Genomic DNA, 24488 nt, shown 5'->3' with positions numbered 1-24488 from the left:
CAGCACCAAGATATTAAAGTTGACTTGTGATAATACAACTACAATGACTTCACCCGGTGGCGGAACACGCTTTGCGCTCGTCGCAGGAACGACCGAAACCGCGGGTCGGGCGGGGATTAGCGCCGCCGGAGCCGACCCCGAACTGATGTCGGTAACGCCCGCGGCAGACGCGGAGTTAGTGACCTACGGCACGCCAGTTCGGACGGACGTGACACCGGTCAGTCCCAGCGGCTGTCCGACGCCGGCGCTGGTGACACGAGCCGTCCGGGACGTCCTGGGATTTGACGTCACTGTGGTCGACGGCGGACTGGCCGAGAAAACGGGCGCGCCGACAGTCTCCGTCGGCGCACGCCCGGGAAAGGACATCGCGGAGCAGGACCCGGTGTCGACGGCCCACGGGGCGTTCGCGGCCGCCCGACAGCTCGGGCAGGCACTCCCGGCCGACGAACTGTATCTGGGCGAAACCATTCCCGGCGGGACGACGACAGCCCTCGGGGTCTTTCGAGCGCTGGGCGAACCGGGAATGGTCTCCTCGTCGCTGCCGGAGAACCCGACCGAACAGAAGGAGAAACTGGTCGCCGAGGGCCTGCAGGCCAGTTCGCTGTCACCGGGCGACGCCGCAAACGAACCGAAGCGGGCCGTCCGCCGGATGGGTGACCCCGTCCTGGCAACGCTCGCTGGGCTGACCGCCGGAGCCGTCGAGAGCGATACCGCCGTAACGCTTGCCGGCGGCAGTCAGTGCGTCGCCGTCGCCGCGCTGGTCCGCCACGGCGGCTACGAGGGACCGCTTGGACTCGCGACGACGAGCTACGTGGCCGACGACGACAGCGCCGACGTGCGGGCGTCGGCTGACCGACTCGACCTCGACCTGACAGTAACGGACCCCGGCTTCGACCAGAGCGATCACGTCGCGATGGAGCGGTTCGTGGCCGGCGAGGCCAAGGAGGGGGTCGGCATGGGCGGCGCGCTGGCGCTCGCCGACCGCGCCGGCATCCCGATGGCGGAGGTTCGCGACCGCTTCGCGGCCATCTACGACGACCTGATCGGCGACGCGCCCACAGCGACGGCCGAGGAGGGAACGTGACGATGGAGGGGGTCGTCCTCGCCGGTACGAGCTCCGGCGTCGGCAAGACCGTTGCCACGCTGGCGACCCTGACAGCGCTCGAAGACGCCGGGTATCAGTCCCAGCCGGCCAAGGCCGGCCCGGACTTCATCGACCCGAGCCACCACGAGGCGCTCGTCGACACGCCCTCGCGAACGCTCGACCCCTGGCTCGCGGGCGAGGACGGGATGCGCCGGACCTACTGGCGCGGCGCGGGCGACATCTGCGTCGTGGAGGGCGTGATGGGCCTCTACGACGGGAGCAAGACGTCGACGGCAGCGGTCGCCGAGGGGCTGGACCTCCCGGTCGTTCTGGTCGTCGATGCGAAAGCCGGCATGGAGAGCGTCGCCGCGACGGCGCTGGGGTTCGCGCAGTACGCCGACCGCATCGGTGTCGACATCGAGGTGGCTGGCATCCTCGCACAGCGCGCCCACGGCGGCCGACACGCCGACGGCATCAGGGACGCGCTCCCCGAGGGCCTCACCTACTTCGGTCGGATTCCGCCGATGTCGGACCTAGATATTCCGGACCGCCATCTCGGGCTACACATGGGCTCGGAGGCCGGGCTCGACCGCGACGCGCTCTCGACGGCGGCGGAGACCATCGATATCGAACAGCTGGTCGACGTGGCACGGGAGCCACCGGAAGTCGCAGCTGCGGAGACGAAGAGTGACGGTTCGGCGGCCGACCGCCGCGTCGCCGTCGCACAGGACAGCGCGTTCTGTTTCACTTATCCCTCGGTGCTCGAACGGCTGCGGTCCGAGGCGGCCGTCGAGCCGTTCTCCCCGGTCGCCGGTGACTCGGTGCCCGACGCCGACGCGATATATCTGCCCGGCGGCTATCCGGAACTCCACGGAGAGTCGCTCGAAACCGGCGGCACACTCGACGAGATAGCCCGTCGTGCCGCCGACGGCGTCCCGGTCTACGGCGAGTGCGGCGGCCTGATGGCGCTGTCGGAGTCGCTGACGACGACCGACGGCGACACCTACGAGATGGCTTGCGTCCTCCCAGCAGAAATCGAGATGCAGGACCGGTATCAGGCGCTCGACCACGTAGAGCTAGCGGCGCAGTCAGACACCGTTACGGCTGCCGCCGGGAAACGACTCCGCGGACACGAGTTCCACTACTCCGCTGCGACCCTCGGCAGCGACGCGTCGTTCGCCTTCGACATGGTTCGGGGCGACGGCATCGACGGCGAACACGACGGGCTCACGGAATACAACACCGTTGGCACGTACTGCCACTGCCACGGAGAGAGCGGCGCGTTCGACCGTCTGCTGGCAGTACCCTCGAAGGATATCTGACGCGGTGCCCCACCGTCGGACGCGTGGCTGACTGCCCGCAACCTTTTTTTCGACAGACAGCGTCGTTCTGATAATGAACGAGTTGCGCGACCTGCTCGGAGACCTGGTCGCAGACGTCGACGCCGTGTTCCTGTTTTCCCCGAACGCGTCGTTCTTCGAGGAGTTCGACGACGTTGACGAGGAAATCGTCGTCGTCGGCCCGGAGAACACCCTCGATGCGGAGCCGTTCGTCGAACTACCGATTGATTTCACTGACCTCGAAGGCCGTCTCCGCTTTGGTATCGAGGGCGCACTGGAGCAGGGCATCGTCGACGAGGGCGACGAGGTGCTCTGCGTGACAGAGGTGCTTGATGGGGCCGAGAACACGCTCGTGCGGGTCCAGACCAACGACTTCTCGCCCTCCGGCGTGTACGACATGTTCGTCAACTCCAGAGCGGACGCGAGCGTCGTCCGCGACGTCTTCGAGGTCGCCATCGAACTGGGGAAGAAAGGCCAGAAGGGCAAGCCCGTCGGCGCCCTGTTCGTCGTCGGCGACGCCGGGAAGGTGATGAACAAGTCCCGGCCGCTGTCGTACAACCCCTTCGAGAAATCGCACGTCCACGTCGGCGACCCCATCGTCAACGTGATGCTCAAGGAGTTCTCGCGGCTCGACGGCGCCTTCGTCATCTCGGACGCCGGCAAGATCGTCTCCGCGTATCGGTACCTCGAACCCTCCGCGGAAGGGGTCGACATCCCCAAGGGACTCGGCGCTCGGCACATGGCGGCCGGCGCGGTCACCCGTGACACCATGGCGACGGCTATCGTTCTCTCGGAGAGCGACGGGCTCGTACGGGCGTTCAAGGGCGGGGAACTGGTCCTCGAAATCGACCCCGAGGAGTACTGAGGATGCAGTTTGGTTTCGACTGGGCCACGATCATCCGGCAGGTGTTCTCGCCCCAGGGGACGTTCGTCTTTTCGCTCGTGGTACTGGCGGTAGGCATCGTTCTCGGCTATCTCGTCTGGCGCTCGTCCCGCCGGTTCATGCGCGAACTCGGTGTGCCGGAAGCGGTGGAGGGCACACCATTCGAGCGGACGGCAAGGGGGCTCGGAACGTCGACTGTCGGCATCGTCTCGAACCTTGCGGCGCTGTTCATCTACATCACGACGGTCACCGCCGTCCTCAACATCGCACAACTGACCGACCCGGAACTGTACTGGGCTCGCTTCACCTCGTTCCTCCCCGACCTGTTTATCGCCCTGTTCGCCGTTATCATCGGCCTCATTGCGGGCGATAAGGCCAAGCTCGTCGTCTCCGAGCGACTGCGCAGCGTCAAGATGCCGGAGGCGACGGTGCTACCCGAACTCGTCAAGTACAGCATCTTCTATCTGGCAGTGCTCATCGCGCTCGGGCAACTGGGCGTCGAGACCCTCGCCCTGCTCATTCTCCTCGGAGCGTACGCGTTCGGGCTGGTGTTCGTCTGCGGGCTGGCGCTGAAAGACATCCTGCAGGCCGGTGCGGCCGGTCTCTACCTCTTGCTGACAGAGCCATACAGCATCGGCGACGAGATCGTCATCGGCGACCAGAGCGGCATCGTTCAGGAGGTGGATATCCTCGTCACGCGTATCGAGAGCGACGGCGAGGAGTACATCATCCCGAACAAGCGTGTGTTCAATACAGGCATCGTCCGTATCCGGAGCTAAGCGGAGTTACGTTCCGTCAGTCGCCGCGTCGTCCTCGCCGAGCGGTTCGGCCGGGACGCCGGCGACGGTCGTTTCTGGGGGCACATCGTCTGCTACGAGCGAATTCGCCGCAACCTGTGCGCCCGCCCCAATCTCGACGCCGGGAAGGACGATTGCGCCCGCCCCGATCATCGCCCGTTCTCCGACGACGACCTCACCGGTGCGGTACTCGTCCTGCAGGAACTCGTGACACAGCAGCGTCGCGTCGTAGCCGATGATGGCGTGGTCTTCGACAGTGATGAGTTCCGGCCAGAACACGTCTGGCGTCGACTCCAGACCCCAGGCGACGCCGTCGCCGACGGTAACACCGAGCCGCGAGAGCAGCCAGTTCTTCAGCCGGAGGCTCGGCGAGATGCGACAGACGAGGATGACGACGTAGTTGACCATCACCCGGAGCGGGTGTTTGGCGTCCGGCCACGGGAACAGGGAGTTGTGCGGACCGGGCGTCGGGTGCTGGGTCAGACCGTCGTGTCGTGGACCACTCACGTCCGTCGTGTACGGGGCCGCGGTAATCAAACCCGTCGGCTCGCCGGCAGTCACCGCGTCCAGAACGTCGGCGTCAGCAGTACCAGCACGGGGACGATTTCGATTCGGCCGACCCACATCAGCAGTATCATCAGCACCTTGCTCGACCGGGCAAAGCCCTCGTAGGTCCCGTAGGGGCCGGCCTGTCCGAACGCCGGCCCGATGTTGAAGAACATCGACGCGGCGGCGCTGAGCGCCTCGAACTCAGTTATCGGTGCGCCCGCCCGCTCGCCGTCGGCCACGAGCAGGACAGTACCGAGTATAAAAAACACCAGCGCGACCAGCGTGTACGCATACACGTCGCGGACGGTGTCCTCATCGACGATTTCCCGTCCCAGTCGGACCGGGCGGACACTCCAACGGTGGGCCGAGACGTTCAGGTCCCGCCAGAAAGACTTGGTGACGATGAGCCAGCGTAGCGTCTTGATAGAGCAGGTGGTGCTCCCGGCCATCCCGCCGATGAACATCATCACGAAGAGGACGTTCTTCGCGCCGGCCGACCAGGTGTTGAAATCTGTCGAGGCGTAGCCCGTCGTCGTGATTATCGCAGCGGTCTGGAAGACAGCGTGGCGAACCGTCGCCCCGACGCCGCCGGTGAATCCCTGGTCGAGCACGAGCAGGCCGCCGATGAGCAGAGTACCGACCCCGAGAATCCCCAGGTAGAAGTGGAACTCCTCGCTGTTGCGCAGACGGTCGGTATTGCCCCGAACCAGTGCGTACAGCAGGATGAAGTTCGTCGCGCCGACAATCATGAACAGCGTCACCGCCCACTGGACGGCCGGCGAGAACGCGCCGATGCTCTCGGCCCGCGGGGAGAAGCCGGCCGTCGCGATGGCCGTGAAGGCGTGGGCGACTGCGTCGAAAAGCGTCATCTCCGGCGCGAGGCCGCTCGCACTCAGCGCGAATAGAATCGCCGCTGCGGCGGCTGTCAGGCCCAGGTACAGCAGGCCGAGGATGCGCGCGGTGTCGCCGATATCGGGGGTGAGCTTCGTGACGTTCTCCGTCCGCGTCTCGGTCTCCATGAGCTGTGCGCCGGCAACCGAGAGCCGCGAGAGCACTGCTGTCGCAAGGAGGAGGACGCCCAGCCCGCCGAGCCACTGGAGCACCTGCCGCCACATCAGCAGTGCCTGCGAGTGGATGTCGAAGTCCCGGATGACCGTCGCGCCCGTGGTGGTGATGCCGCTCATCCCCTCGAACAGGGCGTTGACCGGGCTGGCGAACACGCCCGTCCCCTCGATGTACAGCGGTATCGCGCCGACGACAGCGATGGACAGCCACGTCAGCGAGACAATCAGAAACGCCTCGCGGTCCTCGATGCGGTCGCGCTGGAGGCGAGCGAGCGCCGTACCGACGCCCAGCGTAATCGCTATCGTGGCCAGATACGGGGCTGGTGACTCCCCGTAGATGACGGCGACCAGAACAGGAATCGTCAGCGGGACGGCCAACCACTGCAAAATGGCACCGAGGACGTTCAGCGACGACCGGACATCGACAGTGGTCAGCGCCACCGGCGCTCACCGCCCGGGGGGTCGCCGCCGCGTGACCGGTGACGCTGCCACCACGCGCTCAGTCCGCGCCGCCGCGGATGTCGTTCATATGGTCGATACGCTGCTGGACGAGGTCGGCCGTGCCGATGTCGTGGCGGACCCGAAGCCCCTCCGTGCCGGCCCGTTGGAGTGATGCCTCAGCGATGGCCTCTGCGTCGCCAATCGTTTCGGCCAGGCCGACGACGGCGTAGGAGCGCGACGTGGTCGTGTAGATGCCGTCCTCGCGGTCGTCGACGCTGGCGTAAAACAGCAGCGCCTCCGGGGCCGTCTCCGCGTCGTCGCCGGACTGCTCGCGGTGGTCCTGCACGACTTCCGCGATGACGTCGTCGTCGATGGTCACCTTCGCACCGGCGTCGGGATCGGTCGGGTAGCCGTCCGGGACGGCGTACTTGCAGACGGTCGCCATCGGGCGGAAAGAGAGTTGTGGCAGCGGCTCCTCGTCGCGTGCGGCGGTCAGTACGTCGAGGAAGTCTGTGTTGAGCACCGGCAGCGTGTTCATCGCCTCGGGGTCGCCGAAACGGGCGTTGAACTCCACGACCCGCGGCCCGGTCTCGGTGAGCATGAACTGGCCGTAGAGAACACCTTTGTAGCCCTCAAGCGCGTCGACGGTCGCCCGGAGCACGTCGACGGCGTCCATGTAGTCATCCTCGTCCATGAACGGGAGGTGGAGGCTGGAGTCCGAATAGCTCCCCATCCCGCCGGTGTTCGGCCCTTCGTCGCCCTCGTAGGCGCGCTTGTGGTCCTGCACCGCCGGCGTGACGCGCAGTTGGCCGTTCGCGACGAACGCCTGGACGGTGAACTCCTCGCCGACGAGACGCTCTTCGAGGACGACGCGGTCGTAGTCGGAGCTCCGGAGATACTCCTTTGCCTCCTCGGCGGTACACTGGTCGCCGATGACACGGACGCCCTTGCCGCCGGTGAGGCCGGCGGGCTTGACCGCGAGGTCGCCGTCGTACTCGTCGATGTACTCGCAGGCGGCGTCCATGTCCTCGAACGTCTCGAAGTCCGGGCAGCCGGGGATGTCGTGCTCCCGCATGAACCGCCGCTGGAACGCCTTGTCCGTCTCGATGCGAGCCTCCGCCTCCTGTGGCCCGAAGGTGTAGACGCCGGCGTCGTCCAGCGCGTCGGCGACCCCGGCTGCAAGGGCCGCCTCGGGGCCGATGACGGCCAGCGTGGCGTCGACCTCCCGAGCGTAGGTCGTCACGGCCTTCGGATTGGTCGTGTCGAGTGCCTCGAAGCCGTCGGCGAGGGCGACGATGCCCGGGTTTCGGTTGCCGGCACAGGCGTACAGCTCCCCCGGTGAGTCCGCGAGCGAGCGCGCAATCGCGTGTTCCCGGCCGCCGCCACCCACGAGCAGCACTGTCTCTGACATACCCGAAGGCCGGATGGGCTCTCACGTAAGTATTGTCTTTTCGCCGGTTTTCGCTGACTGCGACGGTCGTTTCCACGTCGGGAGCGCTGTCGTGTACGGTCCGCCGGACCGAGACCGAGAGCTACTTTGCCCAACCTTGTGACGCACAGGTGCATGCCCTCGCCCCGCCCCTTCATCGACCCCGCTACAGGAGAATTGGAGACAGCCAGAATTATCTCAGAGGCCGTTCCGCTCGCGAAACTCATCGGCGTGTTCGTCGCGGGGAGCCTCGTTCCCTACGCCATCGTGTTCTTCGGCTCGGAGAGTTCCGCACTGGGTGCATTACTGGCCCTACTCGGGGATTTTATCCTCGCCGTCGGAGCCGGCGTCGTTCTCATGTATGTCATCGCCCGTGGCATCCAACTGGCTGGCGAGTGAGGCACCGCTGCCGGCGTCGCGTTCCTTTTCACCGCGGCGCTCCCAGCCAGAGGTATGAGCGACGCCACGGACCCGACGGCCCGAAACCGACTCGACGAGGCGGAGAGTCCGTATCTCCGCCAGCATGCGGACAACCCCGTCAACTGGCAGCCCTGGGACGAAACGGCCCTGGAAGCCGCCAAAGAGCGGGGCGTGCCCATCTTCCTGTCCATCGGTTACGCGGCGTGTCACTGGTGTCACGTCATGGAGGAGGAGAGCTTCGAGAACGAGGCCATCGCCGAGCAACTCAACGAGAACTTCGTCCCGATAAAGGTCGACCGCGAGGAGCGCCCAGACCTCGATTCGGTGTACATGAGCATCTGCCAGCAGGTGACCGGCGGCGGTGGCTGGCCGCTGTCGGCCTGGCTCACGCCCGAGGGCGAGCCGTTCTACGTCGGGACCTACTTCCCGCCCGAGGAGAAGCGCGGCCAGCCGGGCTTTGGCGACCTGCTCCAGCGCCTCGCGGACTCGTGGGCGGACCCCGAACAGCGCGAGGAGATGGAGAACCGCGCCCGGCAGTGGACCGAGGCCATCGAGAGCGACCTCGAAGCGACGCCGGCCAACCCAGAGGACCCAGCGGAGGATATCATCCAGACCGCCGGAACCATCGCCCACCGCGGCGCGGACCGGCAGGACGGCGGCTGGGGCTCCGGCGGACCGAAGTTCCCCCAGAACGGACGGCTGCACGCACTGCTGCGAGCCTATTCCGATGGTGGTCAGGAGGACCACCTGAACGTCGTTCAGGAGACGCTGGACGTGATGGCCGACCGGGGGCTGTACGACCACGTCGGCGGCGGCTTCCACCGCTACGCGACGGACCAGCAGTGGGCCGTCCCGCACTTCGAGAAGATGCTGTACGACAACGCCGAGATCCCGCGGGCCTTCCTCGCCGGCTACCAGGCCATCGGCTCGGAGCGCTACGCGTCGGTCGTCCGGGAGACCTTCGAGTTCGTTCAGCGCGAACTGCAACACCCCGACGGGGGCTTTTTCAGTACGCTGGATGCCGAAAGTATCCCACCTGAAGATCCGGATGGCGACAGCGAGGAAGGGCTGTTCTACGTCTGGACGCCCGAGCAGGTCCACGACGCCGTCGACGACGAGACTGACGCTGACATCTTCTGTGACTACTACGGCGTCACTGAGCCGGGCAACTTCGAGGGGGCGACGGTGCTCGCCGTCCGGAAGCCGGTGTCGGTGCTGGCCGAAGAATACGAGCGAAGCGAGGACGAAATCACGGCGGGCCTCCAGCGCGCCCTAAACGAGACCTTCGAAGCCCGAACGGACCGGCCGCGACCGGCCCGTGACGAGAAGATCCTGGCCGGCTGGAACGGCCTGATGATCCGGGCGCTCGCCGAGGGCGCGATCGTCCTCGACGACCAGTATGCCGACGTGGCCGCCGACGCCCTCTCGTTCGTTCGAGAGCATCTGTGGGACGAGACCGAACAGCGTCTCAATCGCCGCTACAAGGACGGCGACGTGGCCATCGACGGCTATCTGGAGGACTACGCGTTCCTCGGCCGCGGCGCGCTGACGCTGTTCGAGGCGACCGGCGACGTGGACCACCTCGCGTTCGCGATGGACCTTGGCCAGGCCATCACGGAGGCCTTCTGGGACGACGACGAGGGCACGCTGTTTTTCACGCCGACCGGCGGCGAATCACTGGTCGCGCGGCCGCAGGAACTGACCGACCAGTCGACGCCCTCCAGTACCGGCGTCGCTGTCGACCTCCTGCTGTCGCTGTCACATTTCAGCGACGACGACCGCTTCGAGGAGGTCGCCGAGCGAGTCCTCCGGACCCACGCCGACCGCGTCTCCTCGAACCCCCTCCAGCACGCCTCGCTCACGCTGGCGACGGACACCTACGAGCAGGGCGCGCTGGAGCTGACGCTGGTCGGCGACCAGTCCGATTATCCGAGCGAGTGGACGGAGACCCTCGCAGAGCGGTACGTCCCGCGCCGCCTGCTGGCTCACCGACCGGCCGACGAGGGCCGGTTCGAGCAGTGGCTCGACGCGCTCGAACTGGACGAGGCCCCGCCCATCTGGGCCGGCCGCGAGCCGGTCGACGGCGATCCGACGGTGTACGCCTGCCGGAACTTCGCCTGTTCGCCGCCGAAACACGATCTCGGGACGGCGTTAGACTGGGGCGCAACGGCCGACGAAGCAGAGTAACCTCACGCCATCGCGTCTTCGATCTGGTCGGCGAGCGACACCGCGATGGGGACCGGCTCTTCCTCGACGAAGCGGGCTATCTCCTCGCCGTCGTGTTCGACGACGACGGTCGGGATGAGTTTGATGTCGTACTCCTCGACATGTGGGCCGGTCTTCGAGCCGTCGTCTTCCTTCTCGACGGGGTAGTGGTGAATCTGGGCGTCCGGGATATGGGCGGCTTTCAGGGCCGCCCCGAAGTCGGGGAGCTGGGCCCGGCAGTCCTTGCACCAGTCGCCGCCCCATATCTTGTACTCGAATTCGTCAGCGTAGCGTGTGAGAACGTCGACGGTGTCGGAGTAGGCGTCTTCGACCCACACCGGATTCGGCTCCATGGTTTCGAGCGTCTGACTCATGGCTGGCTGTATGTATTCAGGGGGCTTGAAATCCCCGGCCGTAGATTTTGCGCTTCAGACGCGCTCCAACCGTTAAATCGTCGTTTCAGTCAATAGCGAGGCAGACGCGCTAGCGGTCGACTGTCGCAGTCGTCCGAATATCCCGCGAGGACCGGCCGATTTCGACTGTGTAGGTCCCGGTATCGACTGTCCAGCCGGAATCCGTGTCGTACCGCGAAAACGCCAGATCGTCCAATGTCAGTTCCACCGTCTGTCGTTCGCCGGCGTCCAACTGCACGGCTTCGAACCCGGCGAGTTCGCGCTCCGGGCGGTCGGCGACAGCCGCGGACGGCGGTCGGACGTAAGCCTGGACGACCTCTCGGCCCGGCCTGTCGGCGACGTTCTCGACGGGGACTGCGACTGCCTGCTCGCCTGTGGTTTCGGCCTCGCCGTATTCGAACGTCGCGTACGAGTGGCCGTGGCCGAACGGATAGGTCGGGTCCACGTCCGCGTCGTCGAAGTGCCGGTAGCCGACGAACACGCCCTCGTCGTAGTGGACTTCGTCGTCAACGCCGGGGTAGCGGCGGTCGCTCCCCGCGGTCGGGTACTCGCTTTCCGGGGCGAAGGTGACCGGGAGTCGGCCGCTCGGGTCGCGGTCGCCGTAGAGGACGGCGGCCACCGCGTCGCCGTCCGCCTGGCCGGGGTACCACTGTTCGAGGACCGCGGCCACGTCCTCCCGCCACGGAAGTTCTACGGGGCCGCCGGACCTGATGACGACCACGGTGTTCTCGTTGGCCGCGGCGACGGCCGAAACGAGTTCGTCCTGCTGGCCCGGCAGCGCCAGCGATTCGCGGTCCCGCGCCTCCGTCGTCGCGTCGCGGACGAACACCACGGCGACATCAGCGTTCTCGGCGGCCGTGACAGCGTCGTCGAGCGACGGCTCCCGGTCGGCTGTGTCGCCAGCCGCACCGTCGGCTTCGTCGTCCTCGCCGACGAACGGCAGGAGGTCGAACAGCGAGACGGAGTCGATTCGCGGCACGCCGAACGCCGACGAGACCGCTCCCTCGGCGCGAGAGTCGATCCCGTCGAGCGGGGTAACCGAGTGGACCGGCGTCGTCTCAGAGGACCCGCCACCGCCCAGTTTCGGCTCGTCGATGTTCGGCCCGATGACGGCCACGTCCGCCCCGTCATCCAGCGGCAGGACGCCGTCGTTGTCGAGCAACACGGTTCCGCGGGCCGCCGCGTCCGCGGCGATATCCCGGTGCCGCTGGCTGTCGAGTTCGCCCGCCAGCGCGTCGCTGCTTTCACCGGCTTCGGCAGCAGTCCGATTACTGTCCAGCCGCTCGAATCGGTCCATCTGGCCGAGAATCCGCCGAACCATGTCGTCCAGCCGGCCGGCCGGGACTTCGCCGCCGTCGATGGCATCGGCGAGCGGGTCGCCGAACAGGCCCGCCCGCGTTGCGTCCGGGATGCCGTCGGGCCACTCGAAACCCTCGTCGCCATCCGCGGTGTCGCTGTCGGCGGCTTCCGCTGCGCCGGGGGCCGCCACCCCGGGCATCTCCAGGTCCATGCCTGCATTCGCCGCGCCGACGGTACTCTCCAGTCCGTACCAGTCCGAGACGACGTAGCCGTCGAACCCCCACTCGCCTTTGAGCACGTCGCCGACGAGGCGCTCGTGGTCGCTCATGTGCGTGCCGTTCACGCGGTTGTACGCCGTCATCACCGAACCGACGCCAGCGTCGACGGCCGCGCGGAACGGCGGGAGATACAGCTCCCGGAGCGTGCGCTCGTCCACTTCGGCGCTAACGGTCGTGCGGTGTGTCTCCTGGTTGTTCGCGACGAAGTGTTTCACCGTCGCAACGACATCAGCGGACTGGATGCCGTCGATGAGGCCGGCCCCGACAACGCCGGCGTGGACGGGGTCCTCGGAAAGATACTCGAAGTTGCGACCGCAGTGTGGAACACGAATGATGTTCACGCCCGGCGCGAGCAGCGCGTCCTGTCCGAGCGCCACCGCTTCGCGGCCCATCGCCGCGCCCTGTCGCCGAGCCAGGTCGGGGTCGAACGTCGCCGCGGTCGCAATCGACGCCGGAAAGGCGGTCGCACACTGTCCTTCGGCTCGGATGCCCAGCGGCCCGTCGACGAGGCGAAACGGCGGAATCCCGGCCGCCTCGACGCCAGAGATGTATCCCGTCGCTGTGCCTTCCGGGTCGGTTGCGCCGCGAACGAGGGCGAGTTTCTGTTCGCGGGACAGCCGGGCGAGTACCGCACCAATGTGGTCGTCGTCAGCCATATCGCAGTTCACAGCCGAGCGGGCCTTATACTGTCGGCTGCTCAGGACGGCGTCTCAGAGAGCTGTGTCGGCTTTGTTTCGAGCCCCGACATAACGAGTTTCGCGCCGCCGGACCGGCTCTCCGTCATCTCGACGGCCCACCCGTGGGACTCGACGACGTGCTGGACGATGGCCAGTCCGAGGCCGGTTCCCGACTCGGAACTGGTGACACCGTGCGTGAATATCTCTTCTCGTTCCTCGGGCGGCACGCCGGGGCCGTTGTCGCTGATCGTGAACCCGTCCGGGGTGGCGTCAACGCGTATCGTTACCCCCGCGCCGCCGTGTCCCACACTGTCGTCGGACTCCGTCCGACTGCTTGTGGAACCATGTTCCACACTGTTCCGGAACACGTTCTCGAACAGTTGGAGGAGCTGGTCGCGGTCCCCGACGATCACCCTGTCGCCGTCGATTCGCAGGGTCGCCTCGCCGGTGTCGACGTGGCCCCAGGCCGCCTTCGCCAGCGCCGAGAGCTGTAGCTCGACCCTGTCGGTCGTCTTTTCGTCGCGGGCGAAGGCGAGTACTTCGTCGATGAGGCTACTCATCCGGTCGTGGGCCTCCTCGACACGGTCGAACTCCTCGGGGTCGTTTCGTTCCCGGGCCAGCGCCAGTCGACCAGAGGCCACGTTCAGCGGGTTCCGCAAGTCGTGGGAGAGGACAGCGGCGAACTGGTCGAGTTGCTGGTTCCGGCGTTCGAGTTCCCGCTCGCGCTCTTTTTGCTCGGTGATTTCGTGAATGAGAAACACCCGCCCGACCAGCGCGTCGTGGGAGTCATACAGCGGGGTGAGTTGGACGTCGAAAAACCGGTCGCGCTGCTCGATGACGGCCTGCGTTTCCTCGGCGTCGTCGTTCAGACCGCGGTACTTTTCGAGTAGCCCGGGCGACGTTTCGAGCGCGTCGTCGACGGACTGCCCGACGATAGTTTCGTCTCCGAGCAGTTTCCGGCCGACATCGTTGGCCTCGATTATCGTATCGTCCGTATCGACGACGAACACGGCGCTGTTGAGGGACTCGACGACCTCCCGGTAGGCGACCGGCGAGATGTCAAGCAGTCGCCCTTTGAAAAACGCCCACGAGAGGATCATCCCGGTCCCTGCCAACAGCAGTGGCGTGAGTTCGATTCGGGTGCTGGCGAAGATGCTGACGACGCTCCCGAACCACGGGAGCACGATAGCCAGTAGGACGGCGTACACCTGCTTTCCGTAGAGCTCCCCCGAGTTGAGCGCGTAGTGAATGATGAGCGCGCTCGAAACAGCGATGAGGATATAGGAGTACACGAGATGGCCCCAGAACACCGGCCCGCCAACGATTTCCCAGCCGTATATACCCGTTTCCGTTGGGCCGGATACAGTGTATATCAGCCCGTCAGGGCCGGTGAACAGCGCAGTAAAGAACGTGATTGGCTCGATACTCAGGAGTGCGTAGGTCCACCGATTGAGATAGCGGGCGCGGTCGGTGTAGGCCAGCGCGAACACGAACAACCCGGCTATCGCGGGCATCACGCCGACGTACAGGCCGTACGCGAAGAGGAGGGCCACGTCGGTCCCGCGTGTCAAGACGCCGACTGCGACACAGAGGTCCCATATCGAGAGCCCGGCGAGCAGAACAGAGAGCGCGGTCCCGCCGGGAGAGTCACGCTGGCTCCACGCGTACACCGACAGCGTCCCGAGGACAACGGCCACGATAAGCAATATGAAGGCGTATACAACGAGCAGCGCGGCCATTGGCGTATAATCCGGCCCTGCGAGTAAATGGGTTCCGCCCAGTTCGAGGGATTTACCCACTCGCTCGGCATACCGGCAGGTATGCCTGTCGACAAGCAGGAGTTCGACGAGATACTGTCGTTCGAGCTCCACGAACCTGCGGACATTCTCGACGCCGACAAACTGTACACCATCCCGGAAATCGCCCGCCTCCTGCAGGGCCTCCCGGCGGACGCCGAACTCAGCGAGGCCAACGAGTCGGTGTTCATCGACTGGGCCATCCCGTGGATGATCTTCAATCAGGACGACCTCGTCATCGCCGACCCGCAGGACGACGACGTCGTCGGGCTGTACGGCCTCGCCGAGTCATGAAGCTCCTCGTCGCCGGCAGCGACCGGGTCGACGCGGGCAAAACCACGTTCAGCGTCGGCCTGCTGGAGCGGACCAGCGCCCAGGGGTTCAAGCCCAGAGCGGGCAACAACTACTGGTTCGACCACGACGACTACCAGCGAGCGACGAGCGAGGGGCGGCTGTACGGCAAGGACGCAAAGCGCCTCGCAGCCGCGTCACCGAGCGACGTCGCGCCGGAAGAGCTCAACCCGATTCACCGCCTCTGGCACCCCTCGCCGGGGGCCGAGACGGGGCTGCTCGGCAAGGAAAACCAGCAGTTCGTCGTCGACCGGGTCGGTCGCCCGAGTTCCGAAACCGGCGTCGAATACGTCGTCAACGGGACCGTCGACCTGCCGGAGTCCGTTTCCGAACGACTCCCACTTGCTAACGCGCCGCGGGTCACCTCGGTTGCCGATTTCAACGACCTGATGCGGGTGATGCACGTCGAGGCGCTCGATTCGCTCGCCGCGGATATCGAGTCGACGGATCGAGCGGTCGTCGAGTCCTACGGCGACGTGGCCCGGCCGCTGTCGGGCATCGAACCGGACGCCGTGGCCGTCGTCGAGCCGGGCCGAGCCCGCATCTACGACGGCGACCGGTACAGCAAGGCCTGCCAGATCGCCACCGGCGGCCCCGGCGACGGACAACTGGAGGAACGGGTGCCGAACGTCGTCGATCTCATCGAGCAGGCCGCCGCAGTGCGCCTGCCCGCGCTCGACAGCGAGCAGCGCAGTGACCCGGCGGCTGTCGCCGATGCGTACGATCACGCCTACGACGCGCTGCTGGCCTGTGCGTTCGATTGAGTCCGCCAGATACCCGCAGGCTCAGAACTTCGCGGCTTGCAGCGCCAGTTCGATGTCCTGGTAGGGCGCGTCGGTGACGCTCGGCCCGTGGCCGGTGTGCATCTCCTGTAGGTCCTCGTCGACAACTGACAGCACCCGCTGGATGCTGTCGACGAGCAGGTCACGGTCGCCCTCTTCGAGATCGGTTCGGCCGAAACTCCCGTTGGCGAACACGAGGTCACCGGCGAACAGGACCCCTGCGTCGTCCGAGTAGAAGCAGAGGTGGTCGTTCTTGTGGCCGGGCGTGTGTAGCGCTTGGTAGTCGTGGTCGCCCAACTGTATCGTTCCGTCGTCGGCGATGGCGTGCTCGACGCCGTCCTGGTCCGTGTCGTAGCCGTACACCGGCACGTCGAAGGCGTCGACGACGCTGTCGAGGTTCTCGACGTGGTCGTAGTGGGTGTGGGTGACCGCGACAGCGTCGATGTCGTCGACGTGTTCTTCGACGGCCGACACCACGTCGAACTCGTTGCCGACGTCGACCAGAACGGTTCGGTCCCCGGTGACGAGGAACACGTTGCTCGTGAAGGCCTGCTGTCCACGGGCGAGGTTTCGAATCATTACCCGCCTATTGGCCGTCGTCCCGGATGTGGGTATCGTTCTGTCACCGGCCGAGACGCGCTGCACGCCCGCACCCACAGGGCTATGTACGTGGATATGCAAACGGGGGATAGTAGAACATTATGTCAGATTCGGACCTACCTGTGGTGCTTATCGTCGAAGACGAACCAGATGTTGCCGAGACGTACAAACTGTGGCTGCAACAGGAGTACGAGGTCCGCATGGCACAGAACGGCGACGAGGGCCTGGAGCAACTGGACGCGGATGTCGACGTCGTGCTGCTCGACCGGATGATGCCCGGGCTCTCCGGGGACGAAGTGCTGGAGCGTATTCGCGAGCGGAAGCTGGGCTGTCGGGTGGCGATGGTCACCGCCGTCGAGCCGGACTTCGATATTCTGGAGATGGGCTTTGACGCATACCTCTCGAAGCCGATCCGGAGCGAACAGCTCCACGAGACGGTCGACAATCTGCTCGACCGCTCTGAGTACGACTCTCTGCTGCAGGAGTACTACGCGCTCGTCGAGAAGCAAGCGACGCTGGAAGCGACGAAATCGAGCGCAGAGCTGGCGGAGAGCGACCAGTACGACGAACTGACCCAGAGAGTCGCGGAGATGCGAGACGACCTCTCGGAGACACTCGGTGGCATCGAAGACGACTCCGATTTCATCGCAACGCTTCGCGGACTGAGTGACGATGAAGACAACTGAGCGACAAACAATGTATGATCTCACCTCAGTACTAGAGTTCGATGCGCTCAGTGAGGTCCGGCCAGGGTCCAGCATCCTGATCTCCGGCCCAGCAATGAGCGGGAAGGAACGACTCGCATACGATATTCTCGCCGATGGTCTGCGAAAGGACGACGGCGCAGTGGTCGTGACGACCGGTGACGGCGCGGGGAGCGTCGTCGAAGAGTTCCGGTCGCTCGTGCCCGACCTCGACGACTCCCAGCTCGGTGTCATCGACTGCCGGGGCGAAGGTGGCACGGACGAGGCGGCAATCGGCAACGCCCACGCCCACCACGTCTCTTCGCCCGGTGATCTCACCGGCATCGGTATCGGCATCACGAAGGCGCTGGAGGGGCTGCACAACGCCGGCAACGAACAGGGCCGTCTGGCTCTCGTCTCGCTGTCGACGATGCTTACCTACACGGACAAGAAGACCGTCTTCAAGTTCTGTCACGTGCTGTCCTCGCGGCTGGACTCCGCGGGCTACATTGGCGTGTTTACCATCGACTCGGGAGCCCACGACGACCAGACACTGCAGGTCATCAAGCAGGCGTTCGACGGGATGATCGACGTGCGCGACGCCGAGGGCGGCGGCCGCGAGGCCCGCGTGCTCGGCCTCGCCGGCGAGCCGACCGACTGGCAGGACATCTGAGTACGTCGCCATCCGCAGGCGGTCCGAACCCCGTGTCGGTCCGGGAAGGAAGTATTTTGCCGCTCCGGTTCACCCACCCGATATGGACGTAAAGCTGCTCGAAGCGACAGACGACCCCGAGGATCTCATCTGCAAGGCTGCACGCAACGACTACAGCGACACCTCCGTCGGCAGCCAGTCGTTCGAAGCGACGATGGCTGAGGTCGACGGGGATACCCTTGACGATAAAAAGGAGACGCTCATCGGCCACCTGCTCGACCACGGCCACTTCGGCCCGTTCGAGCACGCGCAGGCGACCTTCGCCGTGGAGGGCGTCTCCCGCTCCTGTATGGCCCAGATCACCCGCCACCGACACGTCTCCTTCGACGTGCAGTCGATGCGGTACGTCTCCTTCGACGACGTGGATCCCGAAGCCGTCCGCGAGGGCGAACTGGTCGTGACGCCGCCGTCCGCGACGGACCCGGACTGGATCGGCCGGAACCAGCAGAAAGCGAGCGTCTCCGACGAGGAGTTCGAGAAGCGCACGGAAATATTCAAAGACACCATCGAACAGGCGGTCGAATCGTACCAGGAGCTGCTCGAACTGGGAATGCCGCCGGAAGACGCTCGGTTCGTGCTGCCAATCGGCACCAAGGTGAACATCGTGATGTCGATGAACGCCCGGATGCTGATGCACGTCGCGGACATGCGAGCCGCGGCGGACGCACAGTGGGAGATCAGAGAGATGACCGAGGAGATGCTCGACCTGGCGGCCGACTGGTGTCCCAAGACCTTCGACTACTACGAGCGGGAGATGAAGGGACGCAAGAACCGGCTCGCACCCTGACAGATCCGGCACTTCTCGCGGTGGTTCAGAACAGCTGTCTCCGGTCGCGGGCATCGACAATTGTTGAATCGACCTTGATACTCACAACGGCAATAGCGAGACACGAGCCGTTTTGTTGCGTCAACGACCGGATCTCAGAGTATCAAAAGACGAAACGAGTACGACACATTCATTACCGCACATCCTAGATAAACAATTGTGTCTTACGAGGTTGAACGTCCCACCCGTCGGTCGGGCACTGCGTCTGATGTGATGTGTGCTGTCGACGATGTCGACGGCCAGCAGCGGTTCGTCATCGCCGATATTGCCCACGATGACATCTGGATTTCGATGGTAGCGGACGAGACCTGTACACTTACAGCCTGGCGATAGCGGGCCACCACCGGCTGTGACGGATTCTTGTAGATAGCTCCGGATCGTGCCGACCTCTGGGTCGACACAGACTGGAAAATCGCTCAAACAGTCCGTATGAAAAGTTTTTGTTGACCGCTCTGTGACGTAGGAGTATGGAATACGACGACATGCTCGACCGGGCGATGGAGGAGACGCCCGAGATTGACGGCACAAGCGAGCGGTTCGAGGTCCCCGATCCAGACGTCCGACAGGAAGGGAACGTCACCGTCTACGAGAACTTCCAGTCGACGTGTTCCCGACTCGGACGCGAGGACGACCATGTGATGAAGTTCCTCCAGAACGACCTCGGGACGAGCGGCCACATCGACGAGAGCGGTCGAGCGCGCCTGACCGGCGAGTTCGATGCCGACCGTATCGAGGCGTCCATCGACGAATACGTCGACGAGTTCGTGCTCTGCTCGGAGTGTGGCCTGCCGGACACGCAACTGGAACGGGAACAGGGCGCGCTACTGCTCCGCTGTGAGGCGTGTGGCGCACGCTCGGCGACGAGCGAGTAGTTACTGCAGCCCTTTCAGCGTCTGCAAGTCGTTTTCCGTGCGGGTGAAAACGGCGAGCCGATGGCTCGCGTGACAGTTCGGGCAGTGGAACGTCGTGTCGTGTCGCGGCAAGTCTGTCGGCGTCGACTCCCAGTCTTTCTTACACTCAGGACAGAGCAATCGAACGTACGCTTCCTCCATGTATGTTACTCACACACATATCCAACGATAAAAAGCCTTGGCGTCTCCCCATTAGTCTGCCTTCACCCGGGCGTCAGGCCGGAAGGTCCTCGGCTTCGAGGAGTTCCTTGTACCGGTTTCGAATAGTCACTTCGGAGATGTCGGCGACGTCGCTGACTTGACTCTGTGTGACCTTCTCGTTGGTCAGCAACGCGGCGGCGTAGACGGCCGCTGCGGCGATGCCGACCGGCGATTTGCCGGAGAGCATCCCCGACTGGCGAGCACCTTCGATGAGGTCCCGTGCCTGCCGCTGGGTCTCCTCGCTGAGTCCGAGGTCGGAGATGAACCGCGGGAGGTAGTGTTCCGGGTCCGCCGGCTGGACTTCGAGGCTGAGTTCCCGGACGATGTACCGGTAGGTCCGCGTGAGTTCCATCTTCTCGACGCGGGAGACACGGGCCATCTCGTCAAGCGACCGGGGGTTTCCGGCCATGCGAGCGGCCGCGTACAGCGCGGACGTCGCGACGCCCTCGATAGAGCGTCCCGGGAGCAGGTCGTCACCGAGCGCGCGGCGGTAGATGACGCTGGCCGTCTCGCGGACGTTCTGGGGGAGCCCGAGCGCGGAGGCCATCCGGTCGATTTCACCGAGGGCCTGCTTGAGATTGCGCTCCTTGGAGTCACGGGTACGGAACCGCTCGTTCCAGGTCCGGAGCCGCTGCATCTTCTGGCGCTGCTCGCTGGAGAGGGAACGTCCGTAGGCGTCCTTGTTCTGCCAGCCGATGTTGGTCGAGAGGCCCTTGTCGTGCATCATGTTCGTCGTCGGCGCGCCGACGCGGGACTTGCGGTCCTTCTCTGCGGAGTTGAACGCCCGCCACTCCGGCCCGTGGTCGATCTCGTCCTCTTCGACGACCAGCCCACAGTCCTCACAGACTGTTTCGCCGTGTTCGGAGTCCGTAACGACGTTACCACTACATTCGGGACAGGACTCTACGGCTTCCTGCTCTGTCGGTTCGGATATTTGCTCGTCTCGTTCTCGTGTGCTCGTCCGCGTTGGTGATTCACTCATGATTGGGAGTTCTGTTCTGCCGGGTGCAGAAATTTTAAGACTGTTTGGGGAAACTGTCTTACCCTATAGTTAGTCCGTAAAGTATATAAATCTTTCGCCACATTTCCGCGGGAACCGCCAGACAGCGGAGTGATAGGGTATGACATGGCCCACCGTACGGCTATATAATCTTGGTGGTTATCGCCGCCGTCCGTGCACAACGCATAAATGGGGGGCTGCACCCCCGTGTGACTCCATGTGTGCTCCGTCGAACGACCAGGCCTCACCTCGATACGACCGCTCCTGATCGGTCGGGGGCGGATGGGTCCCGGAATTACCGGGTCAGCGGGAGTCACCGTGTGGTTCCGCACATCGTGGGGGAGTGATGAGATATAAAAAGCGATGTTACCAGCCGATACATTTTACTTACAATTACATACCAGATACGTACATCCATGCGACGACAGAGCTCATTTGAGGGATGCCGCGGCAACCGCTCAATCGAGCGAGATCCAGGCCAGAAACAGCAGCCCTCCGAGCTCCAGTATCGCGACGAACGTCATCACGCGACCGGCGACGGGGCGATGGTTCGCAACAGTACGGCGATCTGCGGGTCAAGCACGCAGTAGGCGAACAGGCAGTACTCGGCGAACAACGGGTATTTATCGGTCAGTTCGGAGTTTCAGACAGTGAACAGGTGTCCCTCGGTCGGAACGTCGAAGAGTCCGATGCGTGCGCCCGCGTCCAGCCACGCATGCCCGTACGAGAACGATGCCAGCGCGTTTACGAGGTCGTCGTCGTCTCTGAAGTGGCGACCGTCTGCCAGATACGCCGCCGCCATCTCTTCACACTCCAGAGCGGCGTCGTGCATCGGCGTCCCTTCAGGTGGCGCGACTGATGCCGCGTCAAGTGCCTCCGCGAGCAGTCCCTCGTAGCGGTCGGTCTTCTCTTCGAGATCTGCGGCCATACCCTCAGCGAACGGTGGCAGCGGCCTAAGCGTGTCGTCCCGATGCGAGTTCGGCGCACGACAACACAAGCTAAATACGGCCCGGTAGTCTAACTTGGCTAATGACAGAACCGGTCGAACACCGACGACTCATCGTCGCTGGCACGGGCGCAGCGGGACTGACAGCGGCAATCTATGCAGCCAGAAGCAACAACGACCCACTCGTTCTGGAAGGCGACGAACCGGGCGGCCAGCTCACGCTGACCAGCGAAGTCGAGAACTTCCCCGGCTTCCCCGAGGGGCTCTCCGGTCCGGACCTCATCAACAACATGAAAGAGCAGGCCGAGCGGTTCGGCACCGAGCTGAAACACGGCATCGTCGCCGACATCGACGACAGCGAGCGGCCGTTCCGCGTGGAACTGTCGAACGGCGACGTCTACACCTGCGACGCCTTCATCGCCGCCTCCGGAGCCAGCGCCCGGACGCTGGGCGTCCCCGGCGAGGACGAGCTGATGGGCTACGGCGTCTCGACGTGTGCCACCTGCGACGGCGCGTTCTTCCGCGGCGAGGACATGCTCGTCGTCGGCGGCGGCGACGCGGCCATGGAGGAGGCCCACTTCCTCACGAAGTTTGCCGACACCGTCTACATCGCCCACCGCCGCGAGGAGTTCCGTGCCGAGGACTACTGGATCGACCGCGTCCAGAAGAAGGTCGACGAGGGCGAGATCGAGATCATGCGGAACACCGAACTGCTGGAGATGCACGGCTCGCCCGAGGATGGCGTCGACCACGTCACCCTCGCACAGAACGACGAGGGCCATCCCAGCGAGAAGCTCGACGACGACGGGACCGAGACCTTCGACTTCGACGTGGGCGCTGTCTTCATCGCCATCGGCCACACGCCCAACACGGAGTACCTCGAAGACACCGGCGTCGAACTGGACGATACCGGCTACATCCAGACCCACGGCGGCACCGGCGGCGACCAGACCGCCACCGACGTCGACGGTATCTTCGGTGCCGGCGACGTGGTCGACTACCACTACCAGCAGGCCGTCACCGCCGCCGGAATGGGCTGTAAGGCCGCCATCGACGCCGACGAGTACCTCGAATCTGAGGCCGAGGCCGCCGCTGACACCGAGTCCGAAGCCGCTGCGGAAGCCGACGACTGACGGCCAACCGAACGTTCTGGTGTTTCGTTCCCACATCCACAGACCCTTTAGGATAGCCCCCGGAGTCGATGGCATGGCAACTGACACTGTCACGCTGACTATCGACGACGGCGAGGAAAGCGACGAACTCACAGTCCCGAGCGAACTCGTTGACATCCTCCGAGAGTCGCCGGACGAGACGGACCCGCAGGTCGTCGGCGACATCGCGATGTTCGGCATGACCCAGCGGATTCACAGCGCCGTCCACCACGCCCAGGGCGAACCGGACGAGCAGATCGTCGCGCTCGAAGAAGAGACGAGCGAACTGTTCGAGGAGCGCTTCGGGCAGTCCTTCGCCGAGCTGACGGGCCACGACCACTAACTTCCGGCTGACTCAGTTTCTAGAACTGCCAGTGGAGGACGATGCCGTCGTCGACCCGTTCGACGCCGGCCAGCTCCGGCTCCGGGAAGTCCTCGATGAAGCCGTCGCCGTCGGCCAGCGTCGGCGCGTCCCGGCCGCCGATGACCTTCGGGCCGATATAGACGAACAGTTCGTCGACCAGTGCCTCCTCCAGCAGGCCGAAGATGAGTTCGCCGCCGCCTTCGACCATGAGCTGGTCGATACCGTCGCCCTCCAGTTTCGCAAGCGTCGTCGTCAGGTCGACCTGGTCCTGACCGGCGGCGATGACGTACGCGCCGGCGTCTTCCATCTCTTCGATGAAGTCCGGCGGCGCGGCTTCGCTGACGAGGAGGTAGGTCTGGGCGCGGCCGTCCAGCACTGTCGCGTCCGGCGGCGTTCGGATGCGGGAATCGGCGACGACGCGTGCGGGGTTTTCCGGCTCGCCGCGATCGGCTCGGGCGGCGCGGCGGTCGGCGTCGTCGACGGTCAGTGAGGGGTCGTCAGCGAGAATCGTACCGACGCCGACCATCACCGCGTCGCTGTCAGCTCGAAGCTGGTCGACGCGGTCGAAGTCGTCCGGGCCGGAGATAGCGATCTGTTCGCGGCGGCGGGAGGAGAGCTTCCCGTCGACACTCATGGCGGCGTTGACGACGACGTGCATACTCGTTCGTGCCGGCGACACGTCAAACGGCTTTTGGGTTACAGTCAGGAGGACGTTGTTTCGGGGCGCTTCGACAGCTTCCGGACGTCGAGTTTCTTCACGGTGCCGTCGACGGTTTTCAGCTTCAGCACCGTCTTTTTCAGTACGAGTTCCTCGACGTCGAGCGTCGTCTCCGTGCTCCAGCCCCGGAGCCTGACCATCCCTTCCTCGTCGATTTCGAGGAACGTGCGGGGCTTGCGCTGGGACCCCATCGTCCACTCCTCGTCGCCGACGGAGAGTTCCTGCCCGCCGCTTTTCGCCCAGCGGAACACGCAGGCGAACTGCTCGCGGGGCTCGTCACCGCGATCGTGGTCGACGCGGGTCCACTGCTCGAAGTCGACGCCGAAGTGGGCCGCCCACAGCTCCAGATACTCGAAATCGAACTTCTTCTTGCCGTCGTTGTTCCGACCGCTCCGCCAGATGACGTGGGACTCTGACGGCTTCGACCCGAACATGCTACCCATAGTCAGGCCCCCGGGCGGCTGCCGTCATTATTTAATCTGATACCATGAGTCGCGACCGGTCTAGTATCGCTAATGACGTACTTTTTGGCCGTTTGAAACGTCCCAACACAGTCAGCGCACATACC

General features: G+C 64.9%; 28 protein-coding genes. 16 read left to right on the top strand and 12 right to left on the bottom strand.

Annotation, left to right across the window (positions count from 1 at the left end; genetic code table 11):
• Nucleotides 1–43 precede the first annotated feature (43 nt).
• The 4 genes from VI234_RS15875 (at nt 44) to VI234_RS15860 (ending at nt 4086) form a co-directional block, all read left to right on the top strand.
• Entirely contained in the window at nt 44–1084 is a 1041-nt protein-coding gene (locus VI234_RS15875) for a nicotinate-nucleotide--dimethylbenzimidazole phosphoribosyltransferase (protein WP_336330562.1), read from the top strand.
• A 2-nt stretch (nt 1085–1086) separates the two neighbouring features.
• Nucleotides 1087–2406 carry a cobyrinic acid a,c-diamide synthase gene (locus VI234_RS15870; protein WP_336330561.1) on the top strand — a complete coding sequence of 440 codons (1320 nt, stop codon included), beginning with the start codon at nt 1087–1089 and terminating at the stop codon, nt 2404–2406.
• 73 nt (nt 2407–2479) lie between these two features.
• On the top strand, nt 2480–3289 hold the full coding sequence (dacZ, locus tag VI234_RS15865; RefSeq protein WP_004960990.1) for a diadenylate cyclase DacZ: 810 nt from the start codon (nt 2480–2482) through the stop codon (nt 3287–3289).
• Between the two features lie 2 nt (nt 3290–3291).
• Nucleotides 3292–4086, top strand: coding sequence for a mechanosensitive ion channel domain-containing protein (locus tag VI234_RS15860; protein WP_008308916.1), 795 nt, complete (start codon nt 3292–3294; stop codon nt 4084–4086).
• Nucleotides 4087–4092: 6 nt separating this feature from the next.
• On the opposite strand, the gene VI234_RS15855 is transcribed toward VI234_RS15860, so the two are convergent.
• The 3 genes from VI234_RS15855 to purD are packed head-to-tail and all read right to left on the bottom strand — an operon-like array spanning nt 4093 to nt 7569.
• Nucleotides 4093–4641 carry an acyltransferase gene (locus tag VI234_RS15855; RefSeq protein WP_193363405.1) on the bottom strand — a complete coding sequence of 183 codons (549 nt, stop codon included), beginning with the start codon at nt 4639–4641 and terminating at the stop codon, nt 4093–4095.
• A 20-nt stretch (nt 4642–4661) separates the two neighbouring features.
• Nucleotides 4662–6158: a TrkH family potassium uptake protein gene (locus VI234_RS15850; protein WP_336330560.1), complete on the bottom strand. Its 1497-nt coding sequence runs from the start codon at nt 6156–6158 to the stop codon at nt 4662–4664.
• A gap of 58 nt (nt 6159–6216) precedes the next feature.
• Complete coding sequence (gene purD, locus VI234_RS15845; RefSeq protein ID WP_008308910.1) at nt 6217–7569, bottom strand: phosphoribosylamine--glycine ligase; 1353 nt, start codon at nt 7567–7569, stop codon at nt 6217–6219.
• A gap of 153 nt (nt 7570–7722) precedes the next feature.
• Here purD and VI234_RS15840 point away from each other — a divergent pair, with 153 nt between their 5' ends.
• Together VI234_RS15840 and VI234_RS15835 are read left to right on the top strand one after the other, a co-directional pair.
• A complete protein-coding gene (locus tag VI234_RS15840) occupies nt 7723–7986 on the top strand; it encodes a hypothetical protein (protein ID WP_336330559.1) in 264 nt (87 codons plus the stop codon).
• A gap of 54 nt (nt 7987–8040) precedes the next feature.
• Nucleotides 8041–10194, top strand: coding sequence for a thioredoxin domain-containing protein (locus VI234_RS15835; protein ID WP_336330558.1), 2154 nt, complete (start codon nt 8041–8043; stop codon nt 10192–10194).
• A gap of 2 nt (nt 10195–10196) precedes the next feature.
• On the opposite strand, the gene VI234_RS15830 is transcribed toward VI234_RS15835, so the two are convergent.
• The 3 genes from VI234_RS15830 to VI234_RS15820 all read right to left on the bottom strand — a co-directional run bounded on the left by VI234_RS15830 (nt 10197) and on the right by VI234_RS15820 (nt 14618).
• A complete protein-coding gene (locus VI234_RS15830) occupies nt 10197–10586 on the bottom strand; it encodes a thioredoxin family protein (protein ID WP_336330557.1) in 390 nt (129 codons plus the stop codon).
• A gap of 109 nt (nt 10587–10695) precedes the next feature.
• Entirely contained in the window at nt 10696–12858 is a 2163-nt protein-coding gene (locus VI234_RS15825) for a beta-glucosidase (RefSeq protein WP_336330556.1), read from the bottom strand.
• A 41-nt stretch (nt 12859–12899) separates the two neighbouring features.
• Nucleotides 12900–14618, bottom strand: coding sequence for a histidine kinase N-terminal 7TM domain-containing protein (locus VI234_RS15820; protein WP_336330555.1), 1719 nt, complete (start codon nt 14616–14618; stop codon nt 12900–12902).
• 27 nt (nt 14619–14645) lie between these two features.
• Between VI234_RS15820 and VI234_RS15815 the strand changes: the two genes are divergently transcribed.
• Together VI234_RS15815 and VI234_RS15810 are read left to right on the top strand one after the other, a co-directional pair.
• Nucleotides 14646–14969, top strand: coding sequence for a DUF5827 family protein (locus VI234_RS15815; RefSeq protein ID WP_080504296.1), 324 nt, complete (start codon nt 14646–14648; stop codon nt 14967–14969).
• Complete coding sequence (locus VI234_RS15810; RefSeq protein WP_336330554.1) at nt 14966–15790, top strand: ATPase; 825 nt, start codon at nt 14966–14968, stop codon at nt 15788–15790. The genes VI234_RS15815 and VI234_RS15810 overlap by 4 nt, the downstream gene beginning before the upstream one ends.
• Nucleotides 15791–15811: 21 nt before the next feature.
• Here VI234_RS15810 and VI234_RS15805 read toward each other — a convergent pair whose 3' ends face one another.
• Complete coding sequence (locus VI234_RS15805) at nt 15812–16387, bottom strand: MBL fold metallo-hydrolase (RefSeq protein ID WP_336330553.1); 576 nt, start codon at nt 16385–16387, stop codon at nt 15812–15814.
• A gap of 122 nt (nt 16388–16509) precedes the next feature.
• Here VI234_RS15805 and VI234_RS15800 point away from each other — a divergent pair, with 122 nt between their 5' ends.
• From VI234_RS15800 to VI234_RS15780, 5 genes are all read left to right on the top strand, one after another.
• Entirely contained in the window at nt 16510–17094 is a 585-nt protein-coding gene (locus VI234_RS15800; RefSeq protein ID WP_023843291.1) for a response regulator transcription factor, read from the top strand.
• 10 nt (nt 17095–17104) lie between these two features.
• Nucleotides 17105–17764 carry an RAD55 family ATPase gene (locus VI234_RS15795; protein ID WP_008308898.1) on the top strand — a complete coding sequence of 220 codons (660 nt, stop codon included), beginning with the start codon at nt 17105–17107 and terminating at the stop codon, nt 17762–17764.
• An 82-nt stretch (nt 17765–17846) separates the two neighbouring features.
• Nucleotides 17847–18590 (top strand): FAD-dependent thymidylate synthase, encoded by a 744-nt coding sequence (gene thyX, locus VI234_RS15790; protein ID WP_008308896.1) that lies wholly within the window; start codon nt 17847–17849, stop codon nt 18588–18590.
• Nucleotides 18591–18788: 198 nt separating this feature from the next.
• Nucleotides 18789–18962, top strand: coding sequence for a DUF7556 family protein (locus tag VI234_RS15785; protein WP_155120743.1), 174 nt, complete (start codon nt 18789–18791; stop codon nt 18960–18962).
• A 134-nt stretch (nt 18963–19096) separates the two neighbouring features.
• Nucleotides 19097–19501, top strand: a complete 405-nt coding sequence (locus VI234_RS15780) for a translation initiation factor IF-2 subunit beta (protein WP_014040534.1) — start codon at nt 19097–19099, stop codon at nt 19499–19501.
• Here the strand turns inward: VI234_RS15780 and VI234_RS15775 are convergent, their stop codons facing one another.
• The gene (locus VI234_RS15775) at nt 19502–19681 is read right to left on the bottom strand and encodes a DUF7836 family putative zinc-binding protein (RefSeq protein WP_004515550.1); all 180 of its coding nucleotides are present in this window, start codon (nt 19679–19681) and stop codon (nt 19502–19504) included.
• Nucleotides 19682–19754: 73 nt separating this feature from the next.
• Complete coding sequence (locus tag VI234_RS15770; RefSeq protein ID WP_008308888.1) at nt 19755–20723, bottom strand: transcription initiation factor IIB; 969 nt, start codon at nt 20721–20723, stop codon at nt 19755–19757.
• Nucleotides 20724–21157: 434 nt separating this feature from the next.
• On the opposite strand from VI234_RS15770, the gene VI234_RS15765 reads away from it, so the two are divergent.
• The gene (locus VI234_RS15765) at nt 21158–21331 is read left to right on the top strand and encodes a hypothetical protein (protein ID WP_161606624.1); all 174 of its coding nucleotides are present in this window, start codon (nt 21158–21160) and stop codon (nt 21329–21331) included.
• A gap of 53 nt (nt 21332–21384) precedes the next feature.
• Here VI234_RS15765 and VI234_RS15760 read toward each other — a convergent pair whose 3' ends face one another.
• Nucleotides 21385–21669, bottom strand: a complete 285-nt coding sequence (locus tag VI234_RS15760) for a DUF357 domain-containing protein (RefSeq protein ID WP_008308886.1) — start codon at nt 21667–21669, stop codon at nt 21385–21387.
• Nucleotides 21670–21770: 101 nt separating this feature from the next.
• Here VI234_RS15760 and VI234_RS15755 point away from each other — a divergent pair, with 101 nt between their 5' ends.
• Nucleotides 21771–22820 (top strand): NAD(P)/FAD-dependent oxidoreductase, encoded by a 1050-nt coding sequence (locus tag VI234_RS15755; protein ID WP_008308884.1) that lies wholly within the window; start codon nt 21771–21773, stop codon nt 22818–22820.
• A 73-nt stretch (nt 22821–22893) separates the two neighbouring features.
• Entirely contained in the window at nt 22894–23181 is a 288-nt protein-coding gene (locus VI234_RS15750; RefSeq protein WP_008308882.1) for a DUF7545 family protein, read from the top strand.
• 19 nt (nt 23182–23200) lie between these two features.
• Here VI234_RS15750 and VI234_RS15745 read toward each other — a convergent pair whose 3' ends face one another.
• Together VI234_RS15745 and VI234_RS15740 are read right to left on the bottom strand one after the other, a co-directional pair.
• Entirely contained in the window at nt 23201–23860 is a 660-nt protein-coding gene (locus VI234_RS15745) for a 2,5-diamino-6-(ribosylamino)-4(3H)-pyrimidinone 5'-phosphate reductase (protein ID WP_008308881.1), read from the bottom strand.
• Nucleotides 23861–23904: 44 nt separating this feature from the next.
• Entirely contained in the window at nt 23905–24363 is a 459-nt protein-coding gene (locus tag VI234_RS15740) for a hypothetical protein (protein WP_336330552.1), read from the bottom strand.
• Between the last annotated feature and the right edge of the window lie 125 nt (nt 24364–24488).

It is taken from the genome of Haloarcula sp. CGMCC 1.2071, from assembly GCF_037078445.1.
Classification (GTDB): domain Archaea; phylum Halobacteriota; class Halobacteria; order Halobacteriales; family Haloarculaceae; genus Haloarcula; species Haloarcula amylolytica.
This window is presented reverse-complemented; position numbering and strand designations above follow the sequence as displayed.